18 protein-coding genes are annotated in these 12,957 nt (G+C 46.0%); 3 read left to right on the forward strand and 15 right to left on the reverse strand.

What is annotated here, in order from left to right:
- Positions 1–20: 20 nt before the first annotated feature.
- The 7 genes from yajC to ACINLD_RS09575 all read right to left on the reverse strand — a co-directional run bounded on the left by yajC (position 21) and on the right by ACINLD_RS09575 (position 4,985).
- Positions 21–284, reverse strand: a complete 264-nt coding sequence (gene yajC, locus ACINLD_RS09545) for a preprotein translocase subunit YajC (protein WP_085959518.1) — start codon at positions 282–284, stop codon at positions 21–23.
- 46 nt (positions 285–330) lie between these two features.
- Positions 331–1,476 (reverse strand): tRNA guanosine(34) transglycosylase Tgt, encoded by a 1,146-nt coding sequence (gene tgt, locus ACINLD_RS09550; protein WP_077736326.1) that lies wholly within the window; start codon positions 1,474–1,476, stop codon positions 331–333.
- A gap of 28 nt (positions 1,477–1,504) precedes the next feature.
- Positions 1,505–2,533: a tRNA preQ1(34) S-adenosylmethionine ribosyltransferase-isomerase QueA gene (gene queA, locus ACINLD_RS09555; RefSeq protein ID WP_026588089.1), complete on the reverse strand. Its 1,029-nt coding sequence runs from the start codon at positions 2,531–2,533 to the stop codon at positions 1,505–1,507.
- Between the two features lie 34 nt (positions 2,534–2,567).
- Positions 2,568–2,768, reverse strand: a complete 201-nt coding sequence (locus ACINLD_RS09560; RefSeq protein ID WP_026588090.1) for a DUF2905 domain-containing protein — start codon at positions 2,766–2,768, stop codon at positions 2,568–2,570.
- Positions 2,761–3,765, reverse strand: coding sequence for a Holliday junction branch migration DNA helicase RuvB (gene ruvB / locus ACINLD_RS09565; protein ID WP_026588091.1), 1,005 nt, complete (start codon positions 3,763–3,765; stop codon positions 2,761–2,763). The genes ACINLD_RS09560 and ruvB overlap by 8 nt, the downstream gene beginning before the upstream one ends.
- A gap of 10 nt (positions 3,766–3,775) precedes the next feature.
- The gene (ruvA, locus tag ACINLD_RS09570) at positions 3,776–4,381 is read right to left on the reverse strand and encodes a Holliday junction branch migration protein RuvA (RefSeq protein WP_026588092.1); all 606 of its coding nucleotides are present in this window, start codon (positions 4,379–4,381) and stop codon (positions 3,776–3,778) included.
- A 130-nt stretch (positions 4,382–4,511) separates the two neighbouring features.
- Positions 4,512–4,985, reverse strand: coding sequence for an intercompartmental signaling factor BofC (locus ACINLD_RS09575; protein WP_026588093.1), 474 nt, complete (start codon positions 4,983–4,985; stop codon positions 4,512–4,514).
- A gap of 310 nt (positions 4,986–5,295) precedes the next feature.
- On the opposite strand from ACINLD_RS09575, the gene ACINLD_RS09580 reads away from it, so the two are divergent.
- Positions 5,296–5,934: a protein kinase domain-containing protein gene (locus ACINLD_RS09580; protein WP_077736324.1), complete on the forward strand. Its 639-nt coding sequence runs from the start codon at positions 5,296–5,298 to the stop codon at positions 5,932–5,934.
- Between the two features lie 80 nt (positions 5,935–6,014).
- Entirely contained in the window at positions 6,015–6,143 is a 129-nt protein-coding gene (locus tag ACINLD_RS09585) for a hypothetical protein (protein ID WP_256860365.1), read from the forward strand.
- 138 nt (positions 6,144–6,281) lie between these two features.
- Here ACINLD_RS09585 and ACINLD_RS09590 read toward each other — a convergent pair whose 3' ends face one another.
- The 3 genes from ACINLD_RS09590 to ACINLD_RS09600 all read right to left on the reverse strand — a co-directional run bounded on the left by ACINLD_RS09590 (position 6,282) and on the right by ACINLD_RS09600 (position 7,798).
- Entirely contained in the window at positions 6,282–6,461 is a 180-nt protein-coding gene (locus ACINLD_RS09590; RefSeq protein WP_026588095.1) for a small acid-soluble spore protein H, read from the reverse strand.
- A gap of 89 nt (positions 6,462–6,550) precedes the next feature.
- A complete protein-coding gene (locus ACINLD_RS09595) occupies positions 6,551–7,015 on the reverse strand; it encodes a DinB family protein (RefSeq protein WP_026588096.1) in 465 nt (154 codons plus the stop codon).
- Positions 7,016–7,075: 60 nt separating this feature from the next.
- Positions 7,076–7,798, reverse strand: coding sequence for a poly-gamma-glutamate hydrolase family protein (locus ACINLD_RS09600; RefSeq protein WP_077736322.1), 723 nt, complete (start codon positions 7,796–7,798; stop codon positions 7,076–7,078).
- A gap of 419 nt (positions 7,799–8,217) precedes the next feature.
- Here ACINLD_RS09600 and ACINLD_RS09605 point away from each other — a divergent pair, with 419 nt between their 5' ends.
- Positions 8,218–8,397, forward strand: a complete 180-nt coding sequence (locus tag ACINLD_RS09605; RefSeq protein WP_026588098.1) for a hypothetical protein — start codon at positions 8,218–8,220, stop codon at positions 8,395–8,397.
- Between the two features lie 101 nt (positions 8,398–8,498).
- On the opposite strand, the gene ACINLD_RS09610 is transcribed toward ACINLD_RS09605, so the two are convergent.
- The 5 genes from ACINLD_RS09610 to nadA all read right to left on the reverse strand — a co-directional run bounded on the left by ACINLD_RS09610 (position 8,499) and on the right by nadA (position 12,944).
- Positions 8,499–8,816, reverse strand: a complete 318-nt coding sequence (locus ACINLD_RS09610; protein ID WP_026588099.1) for a hypothetical protein — start codon at positions 8,814–8,816, stop codon at positions 8,499–8,501.
- Positions 8,817–9,000: 184 nt separating this feature from the next.
- Entirely contained in the window at positions 9,001–9,723 is a 723-nt protein-coding gene (locus ACINLD_RS09615; RefSeq protein ID WP_077736321.1) for a YebC/PmpR family DNA-binding transcriptional regulator, read from the reverse strand.
- 114 nt (positions 9,724–9,837) lie between these two features.
- Positions 9,838–10,473, reverse strand: coding sequence for a YhcN/YlaJ family sporulation lipoprotein (locus ACINLD_RS09620; protein ID WP_077736320.1), 636 nt, complete (start codon positions 10,471–10,473; stop codon positions 9,838–9,840).
- Positions 10,474–10,639: 166 nt separating this feature from the next.
- On the reverse strand, positions 10,640–11,716 hold the full coding sequence (safA, locus tag ACINLD_RS09625; RefSeq protein WP_026588102.1) for a SafA/ExsA family spore coat assembly protein: 1,077 nt from the start codon (positions 11,714–11,716) through the stop codon (positions 10,640–10,642).
- A gap of 118 nt (positions 11,717–11,834) precedes the next feature.
- Positions 11,835–12,944 (reverse strand): quinolinate synthase NadA, encoded by a 1,110-nt coding sequence (nadA, locus tag ACINLD_RS09630; RefSeq protein ID WP_077736319.1) that lies wholly within the window; start codon positions 12,942–12,944, stop codon positions 11,835–11,837.
- Positions 12,945–12,957: the final 13 nt, after the last annotated feature.

A 12,957-nucleotide genomic window follows, 5' to 3' on the forward strand; every position in this document is an offset into this window, starting at 1 on the left:
ATGTAATAAGCAGCTGCCGGCTATTCGGCTGACGCCTCTCGAATCGCGCGGCGATCGAATGTCAGACGTGTATTGTCGCCTGTTTTGATGACAACCTTGCTTTCGTCAATTGAATCAACAATACCGTGCAGGCCGCCGATCGTTACGACTTTATCTCCTTTTTTCAGCTCCTCCTGCATCTGGCGGACAGCTTTCTGCTGCTTCTGCTGAGGACGGATCAACAGGAAATAAAGAACCGCAAACATTAAAATAATCGGAAGTAATGTTCCAAGCATCTCCATTATTTTTTCACCCCTTTCAAATGAAATATCGCTGGTTTTCGTTTATGTGTCAGAAACTTTTAGCGTTTGGTTTATTAAAACCGTAGCGTTCAAAAAACTCTTCCCGGAAATCACCTAAACGATCTTCACGAATGGCATCTCTGACTTGCCCCATTAATTTTAACAGAAAATAAAGATTATGATAAGAAGTTAAACGAATTCCAAACGTTTCATTGCAGCGGATTAAATGTCTGATATACGCCCGTGAATAGTTTCGGCACGTATAGCAGTCACAGTGGTCATCAATCGGCCTGAAATCCTTTTCATACTTGGCGTTTTTGACGACGAGGCGGCCTTCGCTCGTCATGAGCGTGCCATTTCTGGCAATTCTCGTCGGCAGCACGCAGTCAAACATGTCGACACCGCGGATCGCGCCGTCAATGAGTGAATCCGGTGAACCGACACCCATCAAATAGCGCGGTTTATCCGCAGGAAGCAAAGGAGTCGTAAACTCCAGCACGCGGTTCATGACATCCTTCGGTTCTCCGACTGAAAGTCCACCTATAGCATAGCCCGGGAAATCGAGCGAAATCAAGTCTTTCGCACTCTGTTTCCGCAAATCTTCATATTCGCCGCCTTGAACGATCCCAAAGAGCCCCTGCTCATCAGGGCGCTTGTGGGCTGCAAGGCACCTTTCCGCCCAGCGGCTTGTCCGTTCAACAGACCTTTTCATGTAGTCGTATTCCGCCGGATATGGCGGACATTCATCAAACGCCATCATAATATCGGAGCCGAGGGCGTTTTGGATATCCATCGCTTTTTCAGGCGATAAAAACAGCTTGTCTCCGTTTAGATGATTGCGGAAGTGAACGCCTTCCTCTTCAATTTTGCGGAATTCGCTTAGAGAAAACACCTGGAAGCCGCCTGAATCGGTCAGAATCGCGCGATCCCAATTCATAAACTTGTGAAGGCCGCCCGCTTCCTTGACGATTTCATGGCCTGGTCTCAGCCAAAGGTGATAGGTGTTGCTTAAAATAATGCCGGCGCCCATCTCTTTCAGCTCTTCCGGAGCCATTGTTTTGACGGTGGCCAGTGTCCCTACCGGCATGAATGCCGGTGTATCAAAGGAGCCGTGGGGGGTGTGGACTTTCCCCAGCCTTGCTCCTGTTTGTTTGCATGTTTTTATGAACTCATAACGTATCGGTTGCTGCGACAAATGATGAGCCCTCCAATCTTTTTGTACTTTATTTGATCAGCATCGCATCTCCAAAGCTGAAGAAGCGGTATTCGTGCTCGACCGCGGTGCGGTAGGCGGAAAGCACGTTCTCCCGGCCCGCAAGCGCGCTGACAAGCATTATCAGGGAAGATTTCGGGAGATGAAAGTTCGTAATCATCCCGTCTATCGCCCGGAATGTATAGCCGGGATATATAAAGATCGATGTCCAGCCTCTCGCTTCCCTGAAACGACCGTCATTCTCGGAAGCGATCGTCTCGAGCGTCCTCGTTGATGTCGTTCCGACGGAAATGATCCTTCCCCCGCTCTGTTTGATTCGATTCAGGGCTTCGGCTGTCTCTTCCGTCATTTCATAAAACTCCGCATGCATATCGTGTTCCTCAACATTTTCCGCACTGACGGGCCGGAAAGTTCCCAATCCGACATGTAGGGTGATGAAGGCGATGTGCACGCCTTTTTCCTTCAGCGCGTCAAGAATCTCTTCCGTAAAATGAAGTCCTGCCGTCGGCGCCGCGGCTGAGCCTTGTTTTTTGGAGTAGACCGTCTGATAGCGCTCCTTGTCATCAAGCTGTTCTTTGATGTAAGGAGGCAGCGGCATTTCTCCCAGAGATTCGAGGACTTCGTAAAAAATCCCTTTATAGCGGAATTCTATTTTTCGTCCTCCGTGGTCAAGTTCTTCTGTACAGACCGCCGTCAGCCGACCGTCGCCGAACGTAAGAACGGTTCCCCGCTTCACCCGTTTCGCCGGTTTGACAAGCGTTTCCCACACGTCGCCTTCCTCCTGCTTCAAAAGAAGCACCTCAACCTTTGCACCCGTTTCCTCTTTCACTCCGAACAAACGGGCCGGCAAAACCCTTGTATCGTTCAGGACGATACAGTCGCCGGCTTCCAAAAAATCAAGGATGTGCTTAAATGTACTGTGGGTGATATCGCCCGTTTCTTTATCCAGCACCATCAGCCTTGAAGCATCCCGTTCTTTTAAAGGAACCTGGGCGATCAGGCGTTCAGGCAGGTCAAAATCAAATAAATCAACTTTCATTTTTTTCACCTTATTCTATCTATATACTTTGGTCTCATTTCATCCGTCCGAAGATCGAAAACAATAAGGACAGGATGATGCTGATGACAATGCATGTAACAACTGGAAAGAAAAATGTAACGTTTCCTTTTTTCACAAAAATGTCTCCCGGAAGCTTGCCGATGACTTGCATGAATAAACCAATGCCAAAAATGACCGCGCCTAAAATCATCAAAAGCTTTGGAAACTCAGTCATGGTTTGGAACCTCCATTTTAAAATGGCTGTAGACATCCGGCGTTACAATCCGCCCCCGCGGTGTTCTTTGAATAAAGCCGATTTGCAGAAGGTACGGCTCGTAAACGTCCTCAATCGTATGGGACTCCTCCCCGATCGTCGCCGAGATCGTATCGATGCCGACGGGGCCGCCGCCGAATTTTTCGATCATCCCCATTAACAGCTTGCGGTCGATATGATCGAGCCCGAGCTTGTCGACTTGAAGGCGCTCAAGTGCATCAAGGGCTACTTCCTCTGTGATGGAGCTGTTTCCAAGAACCTGGGCAAAATCCCTGACCCTTCTCAGCAGCCTGTTGGCGATCCGCGGCGTTCCTCTTGAACGCCGCGCGATTTCCAAAGAGGAAAGCCTGTCGATGTCAATCTCGAACAGCTCGGCTGTTCTGACGACGATTTCTGACAGCTCATCCCGGGTGTAATACTCAAGCCTTGACAATACACCGAATCTGTCTCTGAGAGGCGCGGTCAAGAGTCCGACTCTGGTCGTCGCGCCGACGAGTGTAAAAGGCGGCAGATCAAGCCTGACAGAACGGGCTGACGGCCCTTTGCCGATGACGATATCAAGGCAGAAATCCTCCATCGCCGGGTACAGTACCTCTTCAATCGAACGGTGCAGACGGTGGATTTCGTCAATAAATAAAACGTCACCGGGTTCGAGGGCGGTCAAAATCGCCGCCAAATCGCCGGGGCGTTCGATTGCAGGTCCTGACGTCGTGCGGAAATTGACCCCCATTTCATTGGCGATGATGGCGGCAAGGGTCGTTTTCCCCAATCCGGGAGGGCCGTATAGCAAGACGTGGTCCAAGGTCTCCTCCCGCATTTTCGCGGCTTCGATGAAGACCCTGAGATTGTCTTTGACTTTTTCCTGGCCGATGTACTGCGCCAGTTTTTGCGGACGCAGGCTTTGCTCAATCGCTGATTCATGGTTGTCTAGTTCACTTGATACGAGCCGCTCATCCATGAACATCACCTTACTTTAATAATTTTTGTAATGCTTTTTTAACATATTGATCTGTTGAAAGCGCCTCTTCCTTTTTCAGGTGAGGCTGAACTTTTTTAATCTCGCGGTCTGAGTAGCCGAGCGCCTGCAACGCTTCAAGCGCTTCCCCTAGAGCGGTCTTAGCTTCATGGGCTTCTTCCCGCTCTTCGTGGTTGAAAAGACTTGCCGCCGCTTCAGGAATGGCATCAGCCAATTTGCCTTTCAAATCGAGGATGATCTGTCTGGCGGTTTTTTTCCCCACTCCGGGGAACTTCACCAAAAACGCTTCATCTTCATTCTCGATCGCTTCAATCACCGCACCCGGATCACCGGAAGCAAGGATCGCAAGCGCACCTTTCGGGCCGATGCCCGTTACATTCAGCAATTTTGTAAACAGCATTTTTTCTTCCCGTGTCGAAAAGCCGTACAAAGCAGCTGTATCTTCTCTCACATAGTGATATGTATAAATCGTTTCCTCGCTGTTTTCTTTATAGATAAACGGATTAGGCGTATAAATTTGATAGCCGATTCCGCCGTTCTCAATGACAATATACTGGGGCGACACATAATCAATGGTGCCCTTTACGAATTCGATCAACGTTCATTCACCTCTTTGACTGCTCTTCATTGTAACATAAAACAGGCAAAGCTAGAATGAAAAAGTTAACATATGTTCGCTCTAGTCATAACAGGACGTTTTTTTTCACCCTAAAAAAGACATAACAGCGTCATGTCTTCATATCTTTCATAATTCCCGATGATTTTACGGCTTCAATGACATGCTGAAATTCATGTTTCGTCCGATAGGGAATCCCTTTGCGCAGGTCATCCGCCATTCGGCTCTCAAGCCGCTTTATATCAATCTGAAAAAACGATTGAATCGGCTCTGACAAAACGCCGGGACGGCCGTGAAAAGTCGATATGACGCCATCCTCCGTCACCCCGATATAGCCGTTTGTTTTGCTTAAAGGAGAGATGTCATCCACCTGCTTGCGAAACAGCATGAACCCTTTTTTTTGATCAACAAGCTGCCATCCTTTATATGCGGCTTTTACATCTTCCACCTTACCGAGCGGCTCTTCCTTGTTTTCAATGCCAACATCCCCGTCTAAATACACCTTTTCAAACTGAATGTGCACCCTGTCCTGCTCCTTTGCCTCCGATGCCGATCTTCCTGCAGCTTCCTGCTGAAAACTGAACATAACGGTAAACACCAGGGTGACAAACAAACTGATTCTCTTCCATAATTTCAGGCTGTCCACACATATCACCTTCTTTTTTGCCTTCAAGATATTACCCTTAGTTTGACCAACGCTTGCAAAAATTAGTCGTCTGCATGCGTTTCCTGTTCAAGCCCCGGGGGATGCAGGATACAATGATTTTACAGACCGATGACAATGATTACATTTTAAAGCCAATGGAGAAGATGTGAAGCATTTAGGATGCAAAGCCGCCCGTTCTCATGTATAAAAGCAGTATAGAGTTTCTTTTTAAAAAGAAGGTGGACTCAGCGTGACAAAGGCGAAAAGATATTCAGAAGCAGTAATCTACGATACGAAAAAGCGGTTTAACAAGCTTGTCCAAAAGCCCGATGATTTAGAATTGATCGGGAAGGGACGAAGCGCATACGTTTTTAAGCTGACAGAGTGCGGGAGAGACATGGCGCTGAAAGTCTTTTTCCCAGAATTTACAGACATCGCTCAAAAGGAAGCGGAGATCTATCAAAAACTGGCTGATTCCCTGTATTATCCTGATATTTATGAAACAGGGCATTCATATATATTAATGGAATATATTAAAGGACATACTTTTTACGAATGTTTAAATCAAGGCATCCCTATCGAGGAAGAGATGATCCGGGAAGTGGACCGCGCTTTGCATTATGCCCGGCAGCAGGGATTAAACCCTTCCGACATTCACCTTAGAAACCTGATTCTGACCCCGTCCGGAGCGGTAAAGGTCATCGATGTCGCCAGATTTCGGCAAACAAAGGAATGCAGGCAGTGGGATGATCTGAAAACAGCCTATCGATATTATAAAAAGAGAAAGTTCCCGCAAAAACTCCCTAAATTATGGATGGAAATGATTGCGTTTCTTTATAAAAAAAACTGGCTCCAAAAACGTTGGGACGCCAGAAAAAATAAAATTTGACCGATAAAGCGAACTCATGAAACTTCAAGGAATATTCCTCGTATGAAGAAATAACACTCTCCTGAAAGGAGCATTCGAGATTGAGATTAAAAAAGAAAAAACGGCGGGAACATGCCGAATCGGATTATTGGTTTCTGCTTGATCTGATCGAGCCTTTATATTATGTGCTGAGATTCGCATTCAGAGGCATTGTGAAATTCATTAATTAACACGTCCCCGCTAAAGCGCTTTTTAGCTGAGCAACAAATACACCGCAGATGTGACGAGGCAAAAATAGCGGCTTTTCCGCTTATATCAGCGAATAAAAAAATCCCCTTTCAAGAAAAGGGGATCGCTTTGTTTCGTTTTTATTGCTCCTGTAGGTTTGCAAGCGGTACTTCCTGTTCGTTCTCAGGCTGTCCGAGCGGATAGATTCTGGCCGTTCCGTTTTGCTGATCGACATGCTGAATATAAATCGGCCGGCCGTTGTAAGTGACATCGACCATCACCGGAGATTCAACGATCTCTTGGGCGCGCTGTGTATTCATCATAAAATCCTCCTTTAGATTTATACATAATGTGCGCTCCCTCTTGCTTTCATATTCATATTGGCCGGTTTTTCAGGACACACTCGCGGTCAGCGAAGCTTGACGTATAAAGGCAGGTCGGTATGCCCCATTTCGCGCACATACACAAATAGGTTGCCCTTATGGTGAATCTCATGGCCAACGGCAAGCTGGACGAGCTGTTCAGCAGCCACTTTACGGCCGAACATCTTGGTCAAGTCAATTTCACGATCCAATTCCTCATCTGTAAACGATTCAAGCAATTGTTTCGTTTTTTCCGTATACGCTTGCGCCAGCTCGGCAAGGCTTGTCTCAGGGTCTTCCAATTTCCTTTTAAAGCCTTCCGGGGTTCCTTCCTTGGCTGTCAAAGCAAATCGATAAAATGAATGCAGCATATGTGTGATGAGATCTCTGGCTGACATTGAAGTTTCGGTCGGTTTGTAATCCATGTGTTCATCATCAATCTTTTGAATCAGCTCTTCTGTGACACTGCGATGTGATAAAAATTCCTGAACGATACGGTCTTTGCGCTCCACCTTCTCATTCCCCCTTTATGTTGATACAGTTTTAGAATAACATCTTTTACCTGAATGTTTTCAACATTTGTCTTCCAAAACTTTTCGAACCGCTTTGACATACCTGTAGAACTTTCTTGTTTTTGTTTCTTCCCTGTCCTGATAATCAAAGTCTTCAAAAAATGCTTTTCGTTGCGCCGTGCTGATTTCCAGCTGCACACTCATGCCTGAGCTGCTTTCATTGTTGATGTTCTCAGTATCCGTTCCGGCAAATCTACCGTCTACTTCGACCAGCTCTGCGGAAAAATCATATTTTTTAAGCGATCTGACGATGGCTTTGGCGAGCTTTCTGTCGGTGCCGCCCACCAATGTGTGCCGACGATCGCCTGAATAGCCGTGAAAAGCGATCGTATAACGGTGTTCTTTTATTTTTTGCAATGCGAGCGGCTCGTCAAAATTTGTGCTTGTGATATGCAGATCTGAATTATTCTCATCCTTTTTTCCTTCGAATAAATAAGTCGAGTAATCATCGTTAAAAGCGCGGACAAGCTCGCTGACCCCGCCTTCGATTCTCCCGCCGTGGGGTGAAAAGATTAAGCACCTGCTTCCCGCTTCTTCATGATAATCGATATCATATCCGCCATTTTCATGCTTTTGCAGTTCCTTGAAACTGGCATATTTGTCACCGGCCTGGCGCTGATATTCCTCCCTGGCCGTTTTTTCAGTCCACCTGTATACACCATTTATCATCACAACCAGAATCACCAAATAGATGAATCCTTTTATGACTACATTCTTCCTCATGTTTACTTCCCCTTTTGCTTCATGTATTGCCAAATGAAAAAAGCATGTCGGTCATGCTGAACTGTTCAAGTGTTTTTGACTTTTTTGTGACACAGTTATTTTACGCTTTACATATGACGCATTCAATTATGAATAAGTTTGATAAAAAATAAAAATTTAAAATTTTTTTATTAAACAATACTTTTTCTTTAGTGTTAAAGATAGATAAAACTTAAGAAGAAAATCTCATAAGAAAATTCGGAAAAAGGCCGTTTTTTCTGTCGTAAGCCCATTCCGTTCGGAAACGAGGAGCGTTTTACCACAATCAGGGTATACGGTTTGATAAAAGTGTGTCCGTCCGTTGTATGCTGAAGTTCTATTTCCTTTTTTTATTTCTTCTGTTATCCTATAACCGATAATAAAAGTGCAGGTGAACGATATTGGAAACAGAGTATGAAACAAAAGGCTATGACACGACAACCGTTTATGACTACAACCAGTACCCCGATGTCCACCACGGCCGTTGCGATAATTGCGACTACACGCTTTTTAAGAGCTCGGTCAAGGACGGGCAATTTTTGCGCGAATGCCGGCGCTGCGGCATGAAAAAAAGCATTTAAAGCAAACCGCTTCCTGAAGATCAGGGAACCCTTCATATGTATAAAAAGTTGCCGGCAATGCGATGAAGCTTTGCCGGCAAAATGGATTTCATTGTCAATTTCTACGCGTCTTTATTTTGGCTGGTGATGATACCGTTAACCGAATTGCCGATCTTTTCACTGATTTCAGCATTCAGGCTGTTGACATTTTGAATGTATTCGTTGATGATATTTTGCATCGCTTGGTTGAACTCTGTGTTTTCGTTTGATGAAAAATTAGTTACATCGATACCGCTGTTCTTTTGGACCAATTCATTAACGGATTGGCCAAAACCGCTGACAAGGCTGTTGATTTTTTCAATGACTTGAGCGACTTCCTGGTCTTGCTGGTTTGTGTTCAAAGCTGAGAACGGCTGCTGATTTTGCTGCTGTTCAGACATATCACATTCCTCCTCTCTATTTACTCTTTCACAATATATGTTTTAAGAAACAACTTGTTTCCGCAGCTGTTTGACCCGTCTGCTAAATGGTTGACGACATAGAAAAAGGACGCCGGGGGGCGTCCTTCAAAATCCCAAAACGGCTTTTAGTTTTGGGATTTTGTCATTTCATTTGACTCACGCTTTAATGAACGTTTGTATACACTTCCTGGACATCATCGTCATCTTCAAGCACATCGACGAGTTTTTCGATTTTTTCTTGAACCGTTTCATCCACTTCGGCATAGGTTTGCGGGATCATCGTAATTTCCGCTGTAGCGGGTTTGTAGCCTTTGCTTTCCAATCCCTTTTTCACTTCTTCAAACTGCTCCGGCTCGGTATAAATTTCAAACAGCTCATCGCTCGTTTCGAGCTCCTCCGCGCCTATATCAATCACTTCAAGCATGAATTCTTCTTCATCTGTTTCAAGATCTTCGCGCTCGATGGCGATGTATCCTTTGCGGTCAAACATATAAGAGACACAGCCCGTTTCTCCCAGGCTTCCCCCGTTTTTGCTGAAGGCGGTCCGGACGCTGGTCGCCGTCCGGTTTTTATTATCGGTCAGACATTTGACCATGACGGCAACACCGCCTGGCCCGTAGCCTTCATACGAAATTTCTTCATAGCTGTTTCCGTCTTGGCTGCCTGAGGCTTTTTTGATGGCGCGTTCGATGTTGTCGTTCGGCATGTTTGCACCTTTAGCTTTATCGATGACGAGACGCAGGCTCGCGTTTGCTTCAGGGTCAGAACCTCCCTCTTTTGCGGCTACATAAATTTCTTTGGCGAGTTTCATGAAAATTTTGCCCCGTTTTGCATCCTGGGCATTTTTCCGTCTCTGAATATTTTTCCATTTAGAATGGCCAGCCATATCTTTCTACCTCCAAAAAAATTCTCGTCTCTATGTACCACTTTATACGGTTTTAGCTGCATTTGTAAAGAAAATGGCAAAATGGCCGGGAAAAACCCGGCCATTATAGAAATGTCATTGATTCCGCAAGCGGTTCACATGATCATTCGTTGTGTTTCCGCGGTCTCTTACGTTCTGTGGATCGTCGTTCATTTCACGCAGCCTTGTGAATGTGCCGTTGTCTGCAGCAATTTGAACCGTTCGGTCTCCGGCATACCTTTTAGCGATTTGTCTCATTTGATTTCTGTCGGCATCTGACAGGTTTTTATCAGCCCGCACCGCGATGATGACTGTTTCATCGGTTACGACCGCCTGGCTTTCGTCGATATTATTCATTTGATTAATACGCTTCGTGATGTTTCTCGAGATTTTACGGTTTTGCGGTTTATCATATCCCGTGTTTAGTGTCCCCACTAAATGGTTGTGATAGTTCATGTCTCCCCGGCTGTACGTTCCGTCTCCCGTCGGAACGGGGTTGCCGTTTCGATTTGTCACATTTGTTGTGCCGTTTCTCCCGTTCATGTTTTCAAGCATATCCGTTACAGGCCCGTCATTATCAAAACCGTCATTACGATCTGCGTCATTGGAATAATATCCGATTGGACGGGCATTATTATCGTATCGATTATCCATGGCATTGTTCGTTCCGCAGGCTGAAAGACCGGCTGTCAAAAGCAAAATACCCGAAAACATTTTCAGCTTCTTATCCAATGGTAGAACCCCCCGTGAAAACCGCAGTTTTTGAGCATTACGCTCGCTTTTAGGATGTACGCAAAAAGGAGAGCCTACCCTTGACAGTTATAGACAGCTTGACATTCGGGCATTTTTAGAAAATGCATGAAAAAAGGAACGATATATCATCGTCCCGCATGTTTGATCAGTCCTCGTCATCTTCCGGCCTGTTAAACATTTGACCTCCCGCCGGCTGCTGGTATCCTCCCATGCCGTACGGACTTCCCATCTGCTGCATTGGCGGCATTTGGCCATATGGGACACCTCCTGGGAATCCTCCCGGATATTGGCCGGGTCCGCAGCCGCAGTCATCCTTTCCTGTATGCGCCATGTTCGGATCTCCGGCATGACCTAGATTAGGCGGTGCATACCCTGGGAATGGCTGATACGATGGCATGTAGGCCGGTGCGTTCATCGGCTGGTGATGGTATCCGTGATGGCCGGCATTGTCATGGCCCATGTTATCATGACCCATATTGTCATCACCGTCATATTCGGCCGGTGATACATAGCCCGGCTGCTGCTGCGGCATGTAAGGCATTTGTTGAGCAGGATATGGATACCATGGATAGCACAAACCTGTGCCTGGAAGTACAGGTGAAACAGGGATTAAGCACCCCGGATGATACGGATACGGAAATGGTTGGTGATATGCAGGTGCAACATTCGGCATCCCGTGATACTTGTTTTCTTCTGCTCCGCCGACTTGTGACGGCTGCGGGATATTTGGATAGTTGACGTTTTCCATATGACTCTCCTCCTCATTTGTCCATGGCATATTCATGTTGGGCCCTTCCTCGTGATGTCCGTACGGTTTCGGAGGTACAAACGGCTGATGAAGCTGATTGACATTTTGATAAAAGTTGGAAATATCACCCTCAGGCATGCTTGACTGGCCGCCTATATTGGTATTGGGTACAGGCGGAACATAAGGAACCGAAGGCTTTTCTTTCGGTTTCGTATCTTCCACATCAAGCTTGACTTTAGGCTTTTCTTTTGCAAATGGATGTTCCTGCTTTTTCGGAAATTCCTTCCGTATACTGGGCTGCTCCTCTTTTTTAACCGGCACTCCCCCTGACGGCACTTTTATTTTCATGCCGGGCATGATCAGATCTGGATTGCTGAGCTGCGAGTTCAGTTTTTTCAGTTCTTGAAAGTCCACTTCATATCGTTCTGCTATTTTTTCAAGAGTGTCGCCCTTTTGGACAATATGAATTTTCAACGTTTTCCCCTCCTATGCAAAAACGTGAACGAACGCATGAGAATAACAAATATGTTTCCTCACAAATTTATGCAGAGACAGGAGGGGTTATGATAAAAACTTGTTCTTTTTGAAAAAGTTAGCTGATGCTGAGCATTCGGTTCAAAGCGGTGACGGCATCTTCTGCGATGTCTTTTTCAACTTTGATGACTCCCGTCGGTTCACCTTTGTCAATTTGTTCCAACGACCATAATAAATGGGGAAGATCGATTCTGTTCATCGTCAAACACGGACACATGTCCGGATTAAGTGATTCAATCTGTTTGTCGGGATGCTCATTGATGATTCTCTGGACGAGATTCATTTCTGTTCCGATCGCCCACTTGCTTCCAGGCTCCGCTGCATTGATCGTGTCGATAATTTTTTTAGTGGAACCGCTGTAATCGCTGTTCGTCACGACTTCATGAGTGCATTCCGGATGTACGATGATATTGATCTCCGGATCGCGTCGTTTGACATTTTGGATATTTCTTACTGTGAATTTCTCGTGAACTGAGCAGTGGCCCTTCCACAAGATGATTTTCACGTCCTGTATATCACCTTCATACATCAGCTTTTCCGCTATCGGGTCCCATACCGCCATCTGTGTGAGCGGAATGCCCAGTTCATATGCTGTGTTTCGCCCGAGATGCTGATCCGGCAGAAATAAAATCCGTTCCTTTTGCGCGAGTGCCCATGTTAACATGCGGGTTGCGTTTGAGGATGTGACCGTTGCCCCGCCGTTTCTTCCCGTAAAGGCTTTAATCTCAGCCGTAGAATTGACATATGTCAGCGGAATGATCGTATCGCCGAACAATTGTGTCAGCTGCTCCCAAGCCCTGTTTGTCTGCTGCATATTCGCCATATCCGCCATCGAACAGCCGGCTCTCATATCAGGCAAAACGACAACTTGTTCATCTAATGTGAGCATATCGGCTGTTTCCGCCATAAAATGTACGCCGCAAAACGCGATATATTCCGCTTTTGTGTTTTGCTGTGCAACTTGAGCAAGCTGAAGCGAATCCCCTGTAGCATCGGCAAAGCGAATCACTTCGTCTTTTTGATAATGGTGGCCTGGAATGAACAGCCTTTCTCCGTATGTCTTTTTGATCCGCAAAATTCTCTGCACCATTTCTTCTTCCGGCAACTCTTTATAATGATCCGGCATCATGCCCGCATTCTGATCGTTAATCAAGTTTAAAATAGACATCGTTCCCTCTCCA

The sequence above is a fragment of the Bacillus sp. z60-11 genome, from assembly GCF_046464135.1.
GTDB lineage: Bacteria > Bacillota > Bacilli > Bacillales > Bacillaceae > Bacillus > Bacillus sonorensis_A.